We start from the raw sequence: 16,848 nt of genomic DNA on the forward strand, positions 1-16,848 counted from the left end.
CCGGGAATGCTGGCTAGGGGCGGACTTCGACCTTGCGGCCCTTGGCCCGGCACTGCGCCAGCAGCCGGTCGACCCAGGCGCGTTCAACGAGGAAGCTGCTGCCGGTCGTTTCCTGCGCCGTTTCACGGACGTCGGCGGCGAGGTGGATGGTCTTGGCTTCAGACAAGGCATCGCCATCCCATTGCGCTTCATCCGGCGATGGTTTGGCGGTGAAGCGGCGCTGCCCCAGATTGGCGATCTGGCCACCTTCGAGCCAGACCATCCAGACCGACGATCGCGCAGGGACTGCGCTGCGGTTGTGCTGTTGCACGAAGCAAAAGCGCTGGAGGGCAGCAGGCTTTCCGGGGCCAGTCGATGCCTGGCGGCTCTTCAAATAGATACGCAGGGCGGCTGGAGAAGGAACCAGGGATTGCGCCGGACGCGAGAAATCGGAGGCCCGCCCGCTTTCAGGCGCTGCCAGCAAAGGCAGGGCCGATCCCGCCAGGGTGGCCAGCAGACACCTTGCGAGCAGGCGACGGCCTTGCCTGAAACGGCATGGCCCGGGAAAGCGGTTGCGTCCGATATGCGGCATGTGGCTATCGGGCAGGAGCCACTTTGATGGTGCGGCCCTTGGCCTTGCACTGCGCCAGCAGTCTGTTCACCCAGGCGCGTTCGACGAGGAAGCTGCTACCGTAGATTTCCTGGGCCGTTTCCCGCACGTCGGTCGCGAGCTTGATGGATTTCATTCTTGCCAGGCTTTCACCATCCGCTTTGGCGTCTTCTTTCGTCAGCGTTTTGGGCGAATAGAGATGCCAGCCCATATTGACGATCTCGCCGCCATTGAGCCAGACCATCCACACGTTCGGTTCGGGATCGGACGGATGGTCGGGACGCTGCTGCACGAAGCAAAAGGTATTGCTCTGGCGGGCTCTTTGGGTTTTCCAGACTTCATCCTTGAACTTCAGGTACTGCCGCAGCGCAGTCATGGACGCGACTCTTTCCTGCGCAGGCCGAGAGTAGTCGGCAGCCGTCGGCTCGGTTTGCTGGCTGCTGATTTCAGCCGGCGATGCTGGTGGCTGCGATGATTCGGAGGCTTGGGCACCCATCAAGCAGGCGCTCACTGCAATGGCAGTGGCAAGGCTGGCCATTGGGAAATGGCGATGCGGTTTCAAAGCGCTTGATCCGGTATGGGTTGGTGACATGGAGTGTCCTCCTTGGTTTTCGATGTGTTTGGGGATCAGTCGCGTTTGCGCAGCCGGGCATGTGTGTAGAACATGTTTCTAGCCAGCGCGGCGTGCTGCATGAAATCGGCGCCGGGAGATTTGGATTTCGCAGTTCTCCAGGCAAATAGGCCGGTGGGTGTGGGGTCCGGCGGGACCGGCCCGGTGGCAACGTCCAAGGCTGCTTGCACAAAGTCCAGATAGGCCTTGCGTTTGGGGTGCAAGCCGTTGTTGGCGTTGTCCACATAGTCGCGGAGGTTCTTGGCAATGTCGGGGCCCAGCTTCGGATAGACGTTGAAGCCATGGAATTGGACCGATCCCCGGTCATCTGCCATGACGATGTCCTCGACGCTGGTGGCACCGCGAGCCATGAAGTCTTCGGGCTTATCGCTCTTCAGGCGGTTCTCGATCACTCGGCGCATCCATTGCATGCCGGTTTTCACGTTGCTCAGATCCCATGCCTCGGCGGTGTCGCCCGGCGAGACGCTTTCCGCCAGGAACAGCCTTGCCAGCATCCCCTCCGTCGTGCTCTGCGCAGGCAGCGAAATGCTTTTCTCCACCTGCACGGTGATGGCTGCGGGCATGACGCTGAGCCCGGTTCCCTGCACCGCCACGATGCTGAGCTTGGTGAGCCCGGGCTGCTGCGCCACGAAGTCGAATTGCCAGCTGTCGGCGCGGGCGTTGTGTACGGGGGGCTGGGCCGCAAGAATGCTGGGCGCATCGATCCTGGCGCCCAGCTTGTAGGTCTTTGCGACGGCCTCGATCTTGACGCGCAGGCGGTTGCCTTCGACCAGCGTCAGCGTGGAAGGGACCGGGACGTTGTGCGGGAACTTGATCTGTACGGTGGGCATGTGTGCAGGCTGGAAGTGGTGATTCAGTGGCTCGGTGATTCAGTGGCTCGGTGATTCAGTGGCTTGGGGAGCGGGACGCTGGCGCGGACGGTGGCCGGCCGCGCACGGGCTGGCGGCGCTGGCGCAGCCAGGCTTCGGGGTCCAGGCGGAAGTCGCGCGCGTCCTGGGCGGGCTCGGCGTGGGTGAGCCAGGTGGTCCAGCCCAGCTGGGTGCTGCTGCCCAGCCGGGCGGCAGGCACTTCCTGGCGGCGCAGCACCAGCACGTAGTCCCAGGCGAATTCGATGCCCAGGTAGTTGCGCACCCAGTCCACCAGGGTCTGGAACAGTGCGGCCTGGGGCAGCAGCTGCTGGTATTGCGCCAGGCCCAGCGGGCCGAGCACCAGGCGGAACTTGCTTTGCGCATCGGGCACGCGCGAGCCCACGACGGCGTCCACTCCCAGTCGAGAGTTGCAGGGGCGGCCCTGCAGCCGGGTCTGCTGCTCGGGCTCCAGCTCCAGGTGGTGCAGGCAGTTTTCTTCCAGCTTCACGGGAATCTGGAAGTAGTGAGACAGGGCCTGGCACAGGCCTTCCGGATTGCGCGTCCAGCGGGTCAGATGGCCGGCCATGAAGCGCTTGGCGTGGTCTGGCACGTGGTCGCGCGCGCGCTGGCTGGGCAGGCCGGTGCCGATGAAGCTGTCTATGTAGCGGCCGAAGGGGTCTTCGCCCGGCCGGTCCAGCGATGCCGTGGGCTGTGCGTCCGACCAGGCGCGGAACAGCAGCAGCAGCATGCGGTGGTGAAAGATGTCGGAAAAGCGTGCCAGCGTGGCGTCGTCATGCTGGCGCAGGCGCTCGCGCACGTATTCGGTGATGTGCGTGGGCAGCGGTCCGTTGGGGCCGTAGAGGCCGAAGTTCCAGACCGTCATGCGCTCGGGCTCGCCGGCACGCGAGGGCAGGATCTCGGCGATGGTGGCAGGGGCGAAGGCCAGTGACGGGTCCTGGCCCAGGCGCAGCGGCTCGTCCTTGGGGCGCGTGGCCTGGCCCAGGCGCGGCAGCGCGGGATGGCGTGCCTGCAGGTAGCGCAGGCTGTGCATCAGGTCGAACTGGTAGGGCCTGGCGCTCAGGCGCTGCCAGAACAGGCGCGCCCGGGCGTCCTCGGACGCGGAAACGGCCACCTGCGCGGTGGGCAGCGCCGGGGCCCGATCGGGCACCGGCTGGGGAAGGGGAGCGTGCGCGGCGTTGCTCATATGCCGGGCCTTTGTCCGGGGCGCGGAGTCCAGCGCGCGACGGGGCCGCGCTGGCGCGAGTGCAGCTGCAGCTCGGTGAAGCTGTTGACGCCCACATGGCGGGCGAAGAATCGCTCCAGCACATTGGACAGGGGCCAGGGGCTGACACCGGCCATGGCCGGCTCGTCCACGCTCAGGTGCACGCCCACGCCGCGGCCGTAGACCAGCTGGCGGTGCTGGGGCAGGCGGCGCGTGATGGGTTCGATGCGCATGCCCTGGATGGCGGCGATCTGCCCGGCCAGCTGGTGGTTGCCCAGGTCCAGGTACAGGCGCAGCAGCTCCTGCAGCGTGGCCGCGCCTTCCTCGTCGGACAGGTCGGTCATGGCCAGGTAGTTCAGGCTCAGGTGGGAGATCAATCGCCAGGTCAGGCCTCCGTCGGCCACGGCGGGGATGGGCGCGCTGGGGCCGGCGATGGCGCGGGCCCATTCCACGGGCGCCGATTCCTGCAGCGCAAAGTCGCCGCCCGGCTGGTTGACGCGCATGAGCAGGGGCAGGTCGCGGTTGGTGCACAGGGTGTGCATGGACAGCTGCTTGAGGTCGTCGGAGAAAGGGGCCTCGCGCTGGTCCACCAGGGAGATGAAGACTTCCGAGCCCAGGTACTGCGTGCGCGGGCCGCTGCGCAGGCTGCGCTCGGAAAACAGCCGGGGCTCGCGCCGCGTGGTGAAGTAGGCCTGCTCGGTGGAGTGCAGGCCGTGCGTGGATGCGTACAGCGGCGCGAATTCGCGGTCCTGGGTCTTGCCTTCGTGGTGGCCGGTGACGGCCTGCACGCCGTAGACCTCGAAGTCCAGCGGCCGCGTGCGGTCGGGGATGACGTGGTACTCGTGCACGTTGGAGGCCACATGCAGGCGGTCCGCCGTGTACTCGAACAGGTTGATGGCCGGAATGCAGTGCATCAGCAGCTTGGCCGCGTCGATCTGCGGCTCCAGCGTGGGTGCGGCGCGGCGCAGCAGCACGGTGATGCCCACGCCGTCATGGGCGATGCGGCGCATGCTGCGCGACAGGCCGTTGATCGAGAAAAACCGCTGCCGCGAGGGAAACGCAAAGTACTCGTGCAGCAGACGGTGGCCCTGGAAGGCGCGGTGCGAATAGGGAATCAGCGCCTGCTCGCTGTCATGGCCTTCGGCGCGCAGTGCATCGGGCTGGAGCACGTCCCAGACCTGGCGCGGGTCCTGCGGGTGGTGGACCACGATGGCCAGCGCCTGCGTGTGGATGAGCTCCTGCAGGTGGGAGGCGACGACATCGCCCGCATGGATGTAGACCCACAGCTGGTCCATCGCCAGCTGCATGCACTGCGAGGCGTCCAGCGTGGCCAGCTGCAGGCGCAGGTGGCCGCCGGCCTCGCCCAGCTGGGGCACCAGGGCATGGGGCAGGTCCAGCGCCGGGCCGCCCAGGCGCGCCTGGCGTATCTCCAGCGGCCACAGCGTCAGCGGCCCGCCGGTGCGGAATTCGCAGATGGTCTGCTCTTCCTGTGACTTGTGGGTGCGCAGCACGCTGCCAGAGGGCAGGGTGAAGCCGTCCACGAGGTTGCCTTCCTTGGCGCTGGGCTTGAGCTGGACTACCACCATGGATGGCGTGGGCGCCAGGTAGTGGGGGCAGACCATTTCCATCATGCGCTGGGACAGGCGCGGGAACTCCGCATCCATCTTCAGCTGGATGCGCGCGCTCAGAAAGCTGAAGCCCTCCAGCAGGCGCTCCACGTAGGGGTCGGCCACATCGGTGTCGTGCAGGGAAAGGCGGCCCGCCACCTTGGGGAAGGCGGCGGCGAACTCGGCGCCCAGCTCGCGCAGATAGGCCAGTTCGCGGTTGTAGTACTCGACGAGGCGGGGATTCATGGTGTGTGTGGCGGCGTCCGGGCTCAGGCCCTGAGGTTTTGCAGCGAAACCTGGCCGGTCTCCAGGTCCAGGCTGGTCTTGAGCAGCAGCTCCAGCGGATAGGGCATGGACCAGAACTGGCAGCGGATCTCGAACTGCAGCGTGTTGTGGTGGTTGAGCTGCTCGGTGGAGGCCAGCAGCGTCACGGCCAGCGTCTTGGGCAGGATGCGCGGCTCGAAGGCCAGGATGCTTTCGCGGATGCTGCGCTCCACATGGCTCCAGTCCAGCTCGGACAGCAGCTGGCCGGCCAGCGGCGGCATGCCGTAGTTGATGACCGAGCGCTGCACATGCTCCAGCCCCTCCATCTCCACGTGGTCCCAGGCATCGCGCGCATTGAGCAGCCAGCCCAGGTCGCGCAGCAGGGCCTCGCGCAGGCGGGATTCGTTCACGAAGACCGCGTCGGGCCGCTCGGTGCGCAGATGGGGCTCATGGTCGGTCAGCCGGTCCAGCAGGGCGGGCTGCAGCCGGTCCTTGGCTGCGGTCGCCTGGTTCTGGCGCGTGCGCAGCGTGGGCATGGGGTTGAGGGGACTGGGGCGCATGGCTTGTTTCTTCAGGAACCGGCCGGCCGGGCAGCCGCCAAGGGGATCACGGGCTCCTTCGCCTTCAACGCCGGGTCTTGGCGGCAGGCGGAAAGAGGGCGCGAACGGGCGGAGAAGATCTGAACGATCTGCTCCTTGTCATCGGTGGACACCTTCATGCAGGCGCAGCCATAGCCGTGGCTGCCATGGCCGGTACGCACCCAGTCACGGTTTGCAAAGCGGGGCCAGTCGCCCTGGGCCTGGTGGCCGCCCTGCACGCCAACGGTCCAGTCGGTATCGCGATCGGTCAACGAGGCATTGGCGGGCGTGGGATTGTCGAACCAGCCGCAGCGCAGGGCATTGGCCGGGCCGTGGCTGGAGGCCGATGCAGGCCATGGGCCCAGGCACAGCAAGGCGGCCAGCAGCGAGCACAGGCAGCGCAGGGCTTGCGGGGACGCGGGGGCGACTGTTCCGTGCATGGCCTGCTCCGTCATCGCGTGGCGGTGTCCAGCGCCAACTGGCGCACCTGCAGCATGGGAAAGTCCTCGGAGTCGGTGACCCAGGTGCGCTGGCCGTGGCCGGCCACGTGGCCCGAGGATTCGTCAGGATCGAAGGAGCCTGTGTCCAGCGGGCTCCACTGCGTGCGGCGCGACATGCGGACGGCATCGTCATCGCCGGGCGCCAGCGGATAGCGCGCAGGCATGAAGCCCTGCAGCGCGCCGCCCTCGCGCAGCGTGACCTCGCAGGGCAGCCAGATCAGGTCGCGCAGGTCCTGCACGGGCTCGAAGCCGATCTGTGCAATGGCGTCGAAGGGCAGCCAGTAGTAGCTGCCGTGCGCCAGCAGCTCGCACACGGGCCCCAGGCGGGTATCGCTGTCGGCCAGCCATTCGAAGCGGTGCTCGCCCATGTGGCCTGCGGTGGCGGGCGCCTCGTCCAGGGCGCGGGCGCGCAGGTCCTGGGCGGCCGCTCCTTCATGGGCCAGGGCGTCGATCAGGCAGGCCAGCCATTGCGCGGGCTCGCCCATCAGGAAGGGCTTTTTCTTGCCGGCGAAGACCTCGGCGCGCAGCACTTCGCAGCGGATGGCCTCGCGGTAGGCGCGCGCCATGGGCTCGCACGACGGGTCGAGCTGGGCGCACAGCTGCAGCTGCTCCAGTGCCTTTTGCCATTCGCCCAGCACGCACAGCAGCTGGAAGTAGTAGACGCGCAGGGGCGCCGAGGCCGGGGCCTGGCGGATCTGGTCCTTCAGGGCCTTGAGTTGCTCGTCCAGGGAAAGCTGTGAGGTGAAGCTGGGCAGGGGCATGGTGAAAACGCAGGAAAAAGAGAGGGGCGGGGTGCGGCTGCGCCCCGGTCAGTCGTCGTAGGAGCGGCAGCCCCAGCGCACGGCGTCGGGCGCCTCGCCATCCACATGGCCGATGACGATGCGCGGAGGCGTCTCGTCCAGGCCCTTTCTGAGCGGCATGGCGCGTGCGTACTGGGCGGGCAGCTCGCCGAAACCTTCCAGGCTCCAGCTGCTGCGCGCCTGCGGCCCGGCCTTGGTGCGCTGGACCAGGGCCTGCAGGCTGCCCGTGGCGCGCGCCGCGACAATGCTGCCGCTGCCGCCGCGCACGGTGATGGAGGACACCTGTGTGCCATCGATCTCCAGCGGCGTGGCAAACAGATAAAGCAGGTCCAGGCTTTCGCCGGGCGCGCGGTCCACCACGGTCACGCCCTGCGCGCGCAGGCGCTGGGCCAGCGCTTCGTCGCGGCCATCGGGAAACTCGATGCGGCAATGCAGGGCGTCGGCGAACAGGGTGGTGATGTCCGCTGCCGTTGCTGTTGTCGTGACGGGGGCGGCCTGCACCGTGGCGCAGGCCGTGCCGGCCAGCAGCAGGGTGAAGAAGGTTTTGGAACAGGCGTTCATGGCGTGGCTCAATGGGCGCATCAGGGATGGCGGTAGATCTTGAAAGCGGGCTTGTGGGTGCGGTAGCCGGGGCCTGCCCAGAAACCGTTCTGCTTGAAGTCCGAGATCCAGACGCTTCCGTCGAACATCTGCATGTGGCCGGCGGGCGATGAGGTGAAGCCCTCCATCACCGCCACATCGCCTTTCTTGTAGCCACCTTCGGGCATGGCGTCGTAGCGTGTGAAGCCGGCGGCCACCAGGCTGGTGCCGTAGTCCTTGGCATCGCGCGTGCGCTGCAGTGCGATGCCGCCAGCGCCGATCGCATCGCGCACATAGCGCGCGCAGTAGCCGGCGGAGCTGGCGCGCGCATTGGTCTGCAGGGTGGCGACGGCGTTGTCTACATTCCAGGGCATGAAAAGCCTCTCTGAATTGGGTCCTGGAGGGGAAAGCTTCTCCAGGCCTGTTTCTTGTTATGGGGCCTGGCCCTGGTGCGAGCGTGTCGGCACCAGGAGCCAGGTGGGCGGGCAGTCTTACTTCGCGCCCTGCTTCACGGAAGGCAGCTTGGACACCAGGCGCAGCGACACGGTCAGGCCTTCGAGCTGGTAGTGGGGGCGCAGGAAGAACTTGGAGGTGTAGTAGCCGGGGTTGCCCTCGACTTCCTGCACCTGCACCTCGGCGGCGGCCAGGGGCTTGCGGGCCTTGGTCTCCTGCGAGGAGTTGGCCGGGTCGCCGTCCACGTAGTTCATGATCCAGTCGTTGAGCCAGCGCTCCATGTCGGTGCGCTCGCGGAAGGAGCCGATCTTGTCGCGCACGATGCACTTGAGGTAGTGCGCGAAGCGGCAGCAGGCGAACATGTAGGGCAGGCGCGCCGACAGGTTGGCATTGGCCGTGGCGTCGGAGTCGTAGTACTCGGCGGGCTTGGCCAGCGACTGGGCGCCGATGAAGGCGGCCACGTCCGAGTTCTTGCGGTGCACCAGGGGCATGAAGCCGTTCTTGGCGAGTTCGGCCTCGCGGCGGTCGCTGATGGCGATTTCCGTGGGGCACTTCATGTCCACGCCGCCATCGTCGGTGGGGAAGGTGTGGGCCGGCAGGTTGTCCACCGCGCCGCCCGATTCCACGCCGCGGATGGAGGTGCACCAGCCGTAGTACTTGAACGAGCGGTTGATGTTGACCGCCATGGCGTAGGCCGAGTTGGCCCAGCAGTACTTGCCGTGGTCGCCGCTGTCGGTCTCTTCCTCGAAGTCGAACTCATCGACCGGGTTGGTGCGCGCGCCGTAGGGCAGGCGTGCCAGGAAGCGGGGCATGGCAAGGCCGATGTACTTGGCGTCGTCGGACTCGCGCAGGCTGCGCCAGGCGGCGTACTCGGTGTTGGTGAAGATCTTGGTCAGGTCGCGCGGGTTGGCCAACTCCTGCCAGGATTCCATCTGCATGATGGCAGGCGCCGCGCCGGAGATGAAGGGGCAGTGGGCCGCGGCGGCCACCTTGGCCATTTCACCGAGCAGCTCCACGTCCGGCGGGCTGTGGTCGAAGTGGTAGTCGCCCACCAGGCAGCCGAAGGGCTCGCCGCCGAACTGGCCGTATTCCTCTTCGTACACCTTCTTGAAGACGGGGCTCTGGTCCCAGCCGACGCCCTTGAAGCGGCGCATGTTGCGGTGCAGCTCCTTCTTGGAGATGTTCATGACGCGGATCTTGAGCATCTCGTCCACCTCGGTGTTGGTCACCAGGTGGTGCAGGCCGCGCCAGGCGCCTTCGAGCTTCTGGTAGTCGTCGTGGTGGATGATGCGGTTGATCTGCTCGGACAGCTTGCGGTCGATCTCGGCAATGATGGCCTGCACCGTCTGGTAGGCATCGTTGGACAGCGTGATCGCCGAGCCCAGGGCCTGCTGGGCCAGCGTCTGCACGGCCGCTTCCACGGCTTCGCGGGCCTGGTCGGTCTTGGGCTTGAATTCCTTTTGCAGCAGGCTGCCGAATTCGCTGCCGGCCAGCGCCTGGGTCGATTGTTCGAGTTGGGTTGCGGTATTCATGACGTGCTTGCCTTCCTGATGTGCTGCCTCAAGCCTCGGATGCAGGGCCCAAGGCCTGCGGTGCAGTGATGTTGGGCGCGGCGGCCAGCGACTTGAGCAGCGCAGGGTCCTTGAGCACCTTGCCGATCAGCTCCTCGGCGCCCTGCTTGCCGTCCATGTAGGACAGCAGGTTGTGCAGCTGGGTGCGGGCCTCCAGCAGCGAGTTGAGCGCGCCCACGCGCCGCGCGATGGCGGCGGGGGAGAAGTCCTCCATGCTCTCGAAGCTCAGGTCGATGTTGAGCTTGCCCTCGCCCGTCAGCGTGTTGTCCACCTGGAAGGCGACGCGGGGCTTGATGGACTTCATGCGCGCATCGAAGTTGTCGATGTCGATTTCCAGGAACTTGCGGTCGGCGATCTCGGGCAGCGGATCGACCGGCTTGCCCGACAGATCGGCCAGCACGCCCATCACGAAGGGGATCTGCACCTTCTTTTCCGAGCCGTAGATCTCGACGTCGTACTCGATCTGCACGCGCGGGGCACGGTTGCGCGCGATGAATTTCTGACCACTCTTGCCGGTTTTGGTAAGCGACATGCGGGTGTTCCTTTCAAGAAAAAAATAGGTCGCAGAAGTAAAAAGCCTGGAGTCCCGCCTTGCGGCGGACCGAAGGGCCGAGGGCGCAAGAGGCCCTGTGGAAACGGTCAAAGCCGTGGAAAGGCACAGATGTCATGGGGACGCTGGCTCCTTGAAGTCGAAGTCCGGCTCCAGCAGATCAGTGCAGGCTTCGCAATAGAGGTAGGACACGGAGCGTTTGCTCTCTGTGGTTCCCCAGCCTGTGCCGTCATCGATGGCCAGCCGGACTTCGCGGCCACCCTTGAAGCGCACGACGGCACTGGCGCTGCAGCTACCGGTTTCATAGGCACGCGCGTAATTGAACTGGCTGCTGGGCCTGGCGTGGCGCAGGAAATAGCGCACACGCTTTTCGTCAATGCGCAGTGAATCGCAATGGATATTCGGATCTTCGCTTTTGGCGGCGCTGACCGGTATCGTGATGCGCTCTATGACGGGCTTGGAGCGTGTATCCGCAAAGGCCGTCACGGCGAAGCCAAACGCTACGGCGAGACACCATTTCATGGCCATGTCGCGGTCTCCGCTTCGGTAACGTTCTTGTAGCTGACTGCCGGGTGGCGATGAATTTCGGTTCCTGGAATCTGCAGGCTGTTCTTCAGCTCTTCCACCAGATAGCTCAACGCGCTTTGCTGAGGCCCGTTCACTGCCTCGTAGACGGCGTTTTCGTTGATGAACTCCTGCTGCTTCTTGGGCGTGAGATTCGGGGGCATCTTTTTGCTCGGAGGCAACGACGCGACGCCAACGATTTCAATGCCGATGCTGTCCAGGTTGGAGGGGTAGCGCTCAGGGACGCTCTTGGTCATCTCCGTGCGGCTGATAGCCTTGGGGCCGCTCTTGCTGTACTGCTTGATCTCCGCTGCAGTACACCGATGCTCTGCCAGGCAGCGTGCGCGCACGTTGCCAACGTGGTTGGTCCGCCGATACAGCGAAGCTGTCTGGTAGATCGTGCCCTGCTTGCTGATGAGGAAGTGCGCCCCGTTGGCGCCAGGGACCAGGTAGCTGTTGAAAACAGCCTGCTCCGTGGAGGAACCCGTCTGGTGGACGATGATCCCTCGGACCGTGGGCATGGCCGCGCGCTCAATGGCCGTTGTGCGTCGCGGCAGGATGCGTGCGTTGTTGATCACCATCCCGTTCTTGTCGACTTCAAGCATTGCTTGCATCCTTTCGTTTAAACAGCGCCTCGTTCTTGGCGGTGGCCTTCATGTCTGCTGCTCCTGCAGATGGGCGCCCGTGATCACTTCCACCTGGGCCAGGCTGTCGGGCGACAGCTCGCGCAGGATGTCCATGAAGCCCATGCGCATGAAGCGGGCGGCGCGGCGGATGAGCAGGGGGGCGGGGTTGGAGGGCTCGGTGCGCTCCACGAAGGCGGCGATCTCCAGCAACTGGGCAATCGCCTGTTCGCGGTTGCGCGCCGGGGCGGGTGCCGAGCCGGGCGCGGGGTGGGCCGCCGTGCCGCCCTCTGTGCCGCCCTCTGTGCCGGTTCGTGCGGCCGGATCGGCTTCGGCGGCCGTGTCGGCATCGCCTGTGGACTGCGGCTGCCATTGCCTCAGGGCCAGCAGCAGCTGGCGCAGGCCGTCGAGTTCGGGCTGCTGGTGGCTGGGCAGGTGCTGTTCGCAGCAGGCGCGGATCTGGTCGAGTTCCTGCAGCGCAGGGGTGACGGCCAGCAGGGTTTCGTGGCCCTCGGCATGCGCGCGGGCCGAGGCCATGCGCAATTCGTCGGCGGTCAGGTGCGGCAGGTCCTCGGGCACGTTGCCCTTGGCCATCAGTTCGGCGTCGCGCACGCTGATCTGGCCCAGGGCGCCGCGCAGGAAGTCGGCGTTGCGCAGGTCACGCACAAAGCCTGTCACGTCCGACAAGGTGCCCAGGGCGTTCATGCGCATGAAGTAGTCGTCGCCATCCTCGGGCAGGGGGTGGACATGCTCCCAGTGGCGCTCCAGCAGGGCGCAGCACAGCTGCAGGCCCTGCAGCGTGCCGGGCAGGCCGTGCAGGATGGTCCAGGCACGGCACAGCAGCACGGCCACGCGCAGGTCCTTGGTGCGCTGCATCAGTGCCGAGGCCTGGCGCTCCACGTCGCGCCAGTCCGGTGGCTCGGCGGGGATGACGGTGTCGCCGAACTGCTGTTCTACCTTGCCCTGTGCAGCGCTTTCCATGGCCTGGAAGTCGTTGTCATAGGTGAGGTCCGGGCCGCAGGGCGGCTCGGCGGCGGTCTCGGTCAGCAGGTCCTGGATAGTGGCCATGGGTGGGTCGGTGTTGCTTGGGTACGGTGTGGAGTGGGCGGCGCGCTCTGGACGAACTCAGGCGCCCTTGAACAGCCGGGTGAACAGGCGGCGGTGCAGCACGTCGTGCTGGACCACTTCGTCATGGGCGTGGCGCGGCGTGGCCGAGATCCACCAGACGGAGGTGGTGGAACCCGGGCGCATGCAGGCGCGCCAGTCCATGCGCGGCAGGCGCGCGGCGTTTCCTTGCGAGGCGCCCATGTCCAGGTCCGCCAGCAGGCTGTGGATGGAGGCGCTGTCCGGCGCGCGGCCGTCCTGCTGGAACGGCCATTGCAGGGTGGCCAGCCGCTCGTCGAGCTGCTGGGCCGACAGGGGCAGGCGCCGGGCGTCGATGAGCGCATCACGGGCGCCGCTCAGAAAGCGCTCGATGTCCTGGTCCGACGCCGGCATGCCGGAGCTGCCGTCCACCGTGGCCATGATGGCCAGTGGAAAGAGCCGGCCGATGCGGTCGGAGCTGGGCCCGATCACGCCCACCATGGGCTGGCCCAGGATGGAGGCGGGGCACAGGAAGAACCACAGCGGCGAGTGCACGAAGCGCGTGGACCATTCGTCGGCCGCATCGCTGCGCAACTGGTCCATGCCGTTGCGCAGCCATTCGTCCCAGCGCATGGTCAGTGCGTGGGGCATGCGCCGGCCGACGAAATCGCCCTGGCTTGGCAGCTTGCCCCACCAGGCGGCGCAGGGTCGCTGGAGGGTCATGGCGTTCACAGCCGGTCCGGACATTCGAATTCCTCCATGGCCTTGAGCCGGAATGGGTTGAGAACGCTGCTGGTGGTGACTTCCATGCGCAGCTTGCGTCCGTCGATGGTGAAGATGGCCGTGAAGCGCTCGGGCGAGTTGCCCGGCAGGATCTGGGCACGGTCGAACAGGCGGTGCAGCGCCCAGGGGCCTTCGGTCACGATGCCGGTGTTCTGGGCGCCGGCGGCCGTGATCTGCAGGCGTGCCTGGCCGGTTCCGCGCGTGCCGGGCCAGGAGACGGCCTTGGGGATTTGCGGGCCATGCTGGTAGCGCACGATTTCGCCGTCCACGTCCAGCACCATCTGGGAGATGGAGGCATCCATGTCCAGCGGCTTGATCTCCAGCCGGATGCCGGGCGTGTTGCCGCCTGCGCGGAAGAACACGTCGCGGATGGAGGCTGCGCGCTGGAAGGCGGCCAGCGAGGCAGAGCCCCCCACCGGCGTGCCGTCCACACCCTGCTTGAAGGTCCAGGGCACGGTGGAGATGTCCACCATGGTCTGCAGCTGGGTGCGGAAGAACTCGTCCATGGTGCCGCCGGTGGCGAACAGGCGTGCGAAGTCGTCCGTGGTCACGTCGCGCGTGGCGCTGCGCGTGAAGGGGTAGCGGCCCAGGATGGCGCGGCGGCAGAAGTCGCCGATGGTGGCGTTGAGGTTGCCGCCCAGCGTGCTGCGCACGCTGCTTCCCACGAAGGACGAGGTGGACGTGGCCAGGGCCTCGTACATGCTGTTGAGCGGAGGCGGCACGCGCTTGGCTTCCGAGCGCACCTTCTCCAGCGTGCCGCTCAGCGAGGGAGGCACGCCGCCGCCCTGGATCACCTGCTGGCGCGCCGAGGCGATGACGGCCGCCGCCTCGTTGAGCACCTGCAGGCTGGCGGTGATGGGCGCCGGGCCCGAGCCGTTGCCGGTGGCAAGGCGGCGGTATTCGCGGAAGCGGAAGTCCACGATGTCGGCCTCCAGCGTGCCCGTGGCCAGCATGCCGCCCACGTTCAGCGGCTTGCCGGTCAGGCGGCTGAGCTGGTGCTGTTCCTCGCGGATGCGCTGCAGCTTCTCGCCCAGCCAGCTGCTGGTGCTGCCCGAGCTGCCGCCTTCCTGCTGGTCCGGGCGGCGGGCCAGCGTGGTCTCGCGGGCCACGGCGCGGATGAACTGCTCCAGGCTGGAGTTGGCGGACGAGTACAGGCGGGCCTGTTCGCCGGCCTGCTCCAGCGAGGCCGTGCGTATGGGGCGTATGTCGGCCAGGAAGGTTTCCCAAAGGCGCGCGTACTCCATCAGGTACAGGCGCTTGACCTCGTTGGCCAGCTGGCCCGTGAGCACTTCCTGGGCCACGCTGCGCCGGCCTTCGGCCTGGCCCAGCACCCAGGTTTCCTCCTTGGCCAGCAAGGTGGTGACCTTGGGCAGCTCGTGCAGGAAGAGGCCGTGGTAGCCGTCATAGGTGAACAGGCCGCTGATGCCCTGGGTGAGCGGCTTGCCGCTGGCACGCGCAAAGACCTGGGGCGCCTCGGGCCCGCTGGCACGCACCACGCTGAAGTCGGGCGGCAGCTTGTCGCCGGTGTTCAGCAGCTGCTTGAGGCGGCTGTAGGCGCGCTGGGCGGGCGACATCTGGGCCAGGCGCTGGCGCACCTCGGCGACCAGGCTGGCATCGATGGGCTGGGCGGAGACCACCACGCGGCCGTCGATGAGGCGGTCCAGGTGCTCGGACAGCTGCTCCACCAGGCCGGCCTGCACCAGATGCTGGGGCAGGGTGTTTTCCCAATCGCTGCGCAGCCAGGCCTTGACGAAGGTGGCGTCGAAGTGGTCGGGCTCGTAGAGCATGAGGTAGGCCTTGAGCGTTTCGTAGCTGGCCTCGGGGCTGCCGGTGCTGACCTGGCGCAGCGAGCGCGCGACATGGCTGCTCAGGCGCGGCAGCCAGGCGTCTTCCAGCAGGCGCAGGTAGGTGGCGTGGGCGGCCGTCTGCACCTTGGGCACCTGCAGCAAGCCCCAGCGCCAGCCCAGCGGGGCCGATTCCTCGAAGCGGCTGCTCTGCGCCACGCGCGCCGCGTGGTTGAGCATGGGCACCAGGGCGACCACGTTGTCGGGGTCGGTGGCCTTGGATTCCTCCACGGCCTGGCGCAGCGTGCCGGCGTTGTCGGCCACTTCGTTCAGGTAGCGCTGGTTGTTCTCGTAGCTCAGCGTCCAGGCCAGGGCCGCGCCGCCCAGGGCCAGCAGCAGGGCGCACAGGCCGGCGGCCTGCATCAGGCGCAGCTGGCGCTCTTTCTTGGCGTTGCGCCCGGTCAGGCCGGACTCGTTGAACATCACGTCCTTGAACAGCGACTCCAGGAAGTAGCTGCGGCCCTGCTGCGGCACGGCATCGGCCGGCAGGCGGCCACGCAGCGCAAAGCGGCGCGACAGGGCCGACATCACGCGGTCGAAGGGCATGCCCTCCTGCGTGCCGCTGGTGAAGTAGACGCCGCGCAGCAGCGGCTTTTCCTTGAAGCGCGAGGCGGAGAACGCCGCATCCAGCGTGTCGCGCACCACGTCCTTGAGGCCGGCAAACTGCTGGGGCAGTGCGTAGAGCAGGCTGCGGCGCGCAAGGTCGGGCTCGGTCATCAGCCGCTGGGGCAGCAGGCGGTTGATCTGGGCGACCAGGGCGTCGAATTCCTCCATGTACAGGGCGCTGGCGGCCTGCGGGTCGCTGGCGGGCGAGCGCTGGGTCTTTTCGTCATAGGGATAGGTGAAGCCCCAGACCTGGGCGCGTTCCTCGCGGCTCATGGCCCCGAAGAACTCGTTGAAGCCCGCCAGCAGGTCGCTCTTGGTGACCAGCACGTAGACGGGGAAGCGGATGGTCAGTTCCTCGCACAGTTCGCTCAGGCGCAGGCCGATCAGCTGGGCCAGCTGGGCGCGCTCGGCATCGCTGGCACTGAGCAGTTCCTGCACGCTGAGCGTGACGATCACGCCGTTGACCGGCTGGCGTCCGCGAAAGCGCTTGAGCAGCTGCATGAAGCCCTTCCAGGCTGCCTTGTCCTGCTCCGCATCGCTTTCCTGGGTGGTGTAGCGGCCGGCCGTGTCCAGCAGCACGGCCTGGTCGGTGAACCACCAGTCGCAGTTGCGCGTGCCGCCTATGCCGGGGATGGCACGCTTGCCGAACTGGGCCGCCAGCGGGAAGTCCAGCCCCGAGTTGATCAGGGCCGTGGTCTTGCCCGAACCCGGCGAGCCGATGATCAGGTACCAGGGCAGCTGGTAGATGTAGCGCTTGTTCCAGCGGCCGAACAGGCCGCCTTCGGTCTGGCCGAAGCGGGTCTTGCTCAGCGTGTCCAGGGCTTCCTTGAAGCGCGACTCCAGCTCGGCCACTTCCTCGGAGCCTGCTGCGGGCGTGCCGTCCGCCTCGCGCGGCGAGGTCAGGCGGGCCAGGCCGGTCATGAGGTGCTCGTTCATGCGCTGTGCGCGCCACCAGCGCAGCAGCAGGCGCAGGAACCAGAGGATGAACAGGCCGGCAATGATCCACCAGCGCACGGTGGGGCTGCCCAGCGGCTGGTAGGGCTGGATGAAGACGAGCGGGCCGACGAACCAGATGAGCAGGCTCAGGGCCACCAGGCCCAGAAGCTCCAGCATGTAGCGGTTGAACAGCCATGAGGCGATGCGACGGATCATG

17 protein-coding genes are annotated in these 16,848 nt (G+C 67.0%); all 17 read right to left on the bottom strand.

Annotated elements, in window-relative coordinates; translation table 11 throughout:
- Positions 1-13: 13 nt before the first annotated feature.
- Entirely contained in the window at positions 14-463 is a 450-nt protein-coding gene (locus ACFPFG_RS00080; protein WP_380104285.1) for a hypothetical protein, read from the bottom strand.
- Positions 464-575: 112 nt separating this feature from the next.
- Positions 576-1,181 carry a hypothetical protein gene (locus tag ACFPFG_RS00085; RefSeq protein ID WP_232245801.1) on the bottom strand — a complete coding sequence of 202 codons (606 nt, stop codon included), beginning with the start codon at positions 1,179-1,181 and terminating at the stop codon, positions 576-578.
- Between the two features lie 35 nt (positions 1,182-1,216).
- Positions 1,217-2,050: a hypothetical protein gene (locus ACFPFG_RS00090; RefSeq protein WP_374623277.1), complete on the bottom strand. Its 834-nt coding sequence runs from the start codon at positions 2,048-2,050 to the stop codon at positions 1,217-1,219.
- Between the two features lie 55 nt (positions 2,051-2,105).
- A complete protein-coding gene (gene tssG / locus ACFPFG_RS00095) occupies positions 2,106-3,272 on the bottom strand; it encodes a type VI secretion system baseplate subunit TssG (protein ID WP_259649318.1) in 1,167 nt (388 codons plus the stop codon).
- Positions 3,269-5,143, bottom strand: a complete 1,875-nt coding sequence (tssF, locus tag ACFPFG_RS00100) for a type VI secretion system baseplate subunit TssF (RefSeq protein ID WP_183021388.1) — start codon at positions 5,141-5,143, stop codon at positions 3,269-3,271. Before tssF ends, tssG begins: the two co-directional genes overlap by 4 nt.
- A 23-nt stretch (positions 5,144-5,166) precedes the next feature.
- The gene (tssE, locus tag ACFPFG_RS00105; RefSeq protein ID WP_012205683.1) at positions 5,167-5,721 is read right to left on the bottom strand and encodes a type VI secretion system baseplate subunit TssE; all 555 of its coding nucleotides are present in this window, start codon (positions 5,719-5,721) and stop codon (positions 5,167-5,169) included.
- Positions 5,722-5,732: 11 nt separating this feature from the next.
- Positions 5,733-6,179 (bottom strand): DUF4087 domain-containing protein, encoded by a 447-nt coding sequence (locus ACFPFG_RS00110; RefSeq protein ID WP_380104289.1) that lies wholly within the window; start codon positions 6,177-6,179, stop codon positions 5,733-5,735.
- An 11-nt stretch (positions 6,180-6,190) separates the two neighbouring features.
- Positions 6,191-7,000 carry a type VI secretion system accessory protein TagJ gene (locus ACFPFG_RS00115; RefSeq protein ID WP_374623289.1) on the bottom strand — a complete coding sequence of 270 codons (810 nt, stop codon included), beginning with the start codon at positions 6,998-7,000 and terminating at the stop codon, positions 6,191-6,193.
- A 48-nt stretch (positions 7,001-7,048) separates the two neighbouring features.
- Positions 7,049-7,600, bottom strand: a complete 552-nt coding sequence (locus tag ACFPFG_RS00120; protein ID WP_374623291.1) for a hypothetical protein — start codon at positions 7,598-7,600, stop codon at positions 7,049-7,051.
- A gap of 20 nt (positions 7,601-7,620) precedes the next feature.
- Positions 7,621-7,992: a hypothetical protein gene (locus tag ACFPFG_RS00125; protein WP_012205679.1), complete on the bottom strand. Its 372-nt coding sequence runs from the start codon at positions 7,990-7,992 to the stop codon at positions 7,621-7,623.
- Between the two features lie 117 nt (positions 7,993-8,109).
- Positions 8,110-9,603 (bottom strand): type VI secretion system contractile sheath large subunit, encoded by a 1,494-nt coding sequence (tssC, locus tag ACFPFG_RS00130; protein WP_012205676.1) that lies wholly within the window; start codon positions 9,601-9,603, stop codon positions 8,110-8,112.
- A 28-nt stretch (positions 9,604-9,631) separates the two neighbouring features.
- On the bottom strand, positions 9,632-10,174 hold the full coding sequence (tssB, locus tag ACFPFG_RS00135; RefSeq protein WP_013802360.1) for a type VI secretion system contractile sheath small subunit: 543 nt from the start codon (positions 10,172-10,174) through the stop codon (positions 9,632-9,634).
- A gap of 132 nt (positions 10,175-10,306) precedes the next feature.
- Entirely contained in the window at positions 10,307-10,720 is a 414-nt protein-coding gene (locus ACFPFG_RS00140) for a hypothetical protein (RefSeq protein ID WP_183021384.1), read from the bottom strand.
- Positions 10,711-11,361 carry a peptidoglycan recognition protein family protein gene (locus ACFPFG_RS00145; RefSeq protein WP_183021383.1) on the bottom strand — a complete coding sequence of 217 codons (651 nt, stop codon included), beginning with the start codon at positions 11,359-11,361 and terminating at the stop codon, positions 10,711-10,713. The genes ACFPFG_RS00140 and ACFPFG_RS00145 overlap by 10 nt, the downstream gene beginning before the upstream one ends.
- A 48-nt stretch (positions 11,362-11,409) precedes the next feature.
- Positions 11,410-12,447 carry a type VI secretion system protein TssA gene (tssA, locus tag ACFPFG_RS00150; protein WP_183021382.1) on the bottom strand — a complete coding sequence of 346 codons (1,038 nt, stop codon included), beginning with the start codon at positions 12,445-12,447 and terminating at the stop codon, positions 11,410-11,412.
- Between the two features lie 57 nt (positions 12,448-12,504).
- Complete coding sequence (tagF, locus tag ACFPFG_RS00155) at positions 12,505-13,209, bottom strand: type VI secretion system-associated protein TagF (protein WP_183021381.1); 705 nt, start codon at positions 13,207-13,209, stop codon at positions 12,505-12,507.
- Positions 13,191-16,847: a type VI secretion system membrane subunit TssM gene (tssM, locus tag ACFPFG_RS00160; RefSeq protein ID WP_380104294.1), complete on the bottom strand. Its 3,657-nt coding sequence runs from the start codon at positions 16,845-16,847 to the stop codon at positions 13,191-13,193. Before tssM ends, tagF begins: the two co-directional genes overlap by 19 nt.
- Position 16,848 lies beyond the last annotated feature (1 nt).

Origin of the sequence: Delftia deserti (assembly GCF_042653485.1) — a bacterium.
In the GTDB taxonomy this organism is placed as follows: Bacteria; Pseudomonadota; Gammaproteobacteria; order Burkholderiales; family Burkholderiaceae_C; genus Comamonas; species Comamonas acidovorans.

Coding starts and splice junctions, on each gene's coding strand:
- ACFPFG_RS00085 (WP_232245801.1), bottom strand. CDS start 1,181: ATGTCACCAACCCATACCGGATCAAGCGCTTTGAAACCGCATCGCCAT.
- ACFPFG_RS00090 (WP_374623277.1), bottom strand. CDS start 2,050: ATGCCCACCGTACAGATCAAGTTCCCGCACAACGTCCCGGTCCCTTCC.
- tssG (WP_259649318.1), bottom strand. CDS start 3,272: ATGAGCAACGCCGCGCACGCTCCCCTTCCCCAGCCGGTGCCCGATCGG.
- tssF (WP_183021388.1), bottom strand. CDS start 5,143: ATGAATCCCCGCCTCGTCGAGTACTACAACCGCGAACTGGCCTATCTG.
- tssE (WP_012205683.1), bottom strand. CDS start 5,721: ATGCGCCCCAGTCCCCTCAACCCCATGCCCACGCTGCGCACGCGCCAG.
- ACFPFG_RS00110 (WP_380104289.1), bottom strand. CDS start 6,179: ATGCACGGAACAGTCGCCCCCGCGTCCCCGCAAGCCCTGCGCTGCCTG.
- ACFPFG_RS00115 (WP_374623289.1), bottom strand. CDS start 7,000: ATGCCCCTGCCCAGCTTCACCTCACAGCTTTCCCTGGACGAGCAACTC.
- ACFPFG_RS00120 (WP_374623291.1), bottom strand. CDS start 7,600: ATGAACGCCTGTTCCAAAACCTTCTTCACCCTGCTGCTGGCCGGCACG.
- ACFPFG_RS00125 (WP_012205679.1), bottom strand. CDS start 7,992: ATGCCCTGGAATGTAGACAACGCCGTCGCCACCCTGCAGACCAATGCG.
- tssC (WP_012205676.1), bottom strand. CDS start 9,603: ATGAATACCGCAACCCAACTCGAACAATCGACCCAGGCGCTGGCCGGC.
- tssB (WP_013802360.1), bottom strand. CDS start 10,174: ATGTCGCTTACCAAAACCGGCAAGAGTGGTCAGAAATTCATCGCGCGC.
- ACFPFG_RS00140 (WP_183021384.1), bottom strand. CDS start 10,720: ATGGCCATGAAATGGTGTCTCGCCGTAGCGTTTGGCTTCGCCGTGACG.
- ACFPFG_RS00145 (WP_183021383.1), bottom strand. CDS start 11,361: ATGCTTGAAGTCGACAAGAACGGGATGGTGATCAACAACGCACGCATC.
- tssA (WP_183021382.1), bottom strand. CDS start 12,447: ATGGCCACTATCCAGGACCTGCTGACCGAGACCGCCGCCGAGCCGCCC.
- tagF (WP_183021381.1), bottom strand. CDS start 13,209: ATGTCCGGACCGGCTGTGAACGCCATGACCCTCCAGCGACCCTGCGCC.
- tssM (WP_380104294.1), bottom strand. CDS start 16,847: ATGATCCGTCGCATCGCCTCATGGCTGTTCAACCGCTACATGCTGGAG.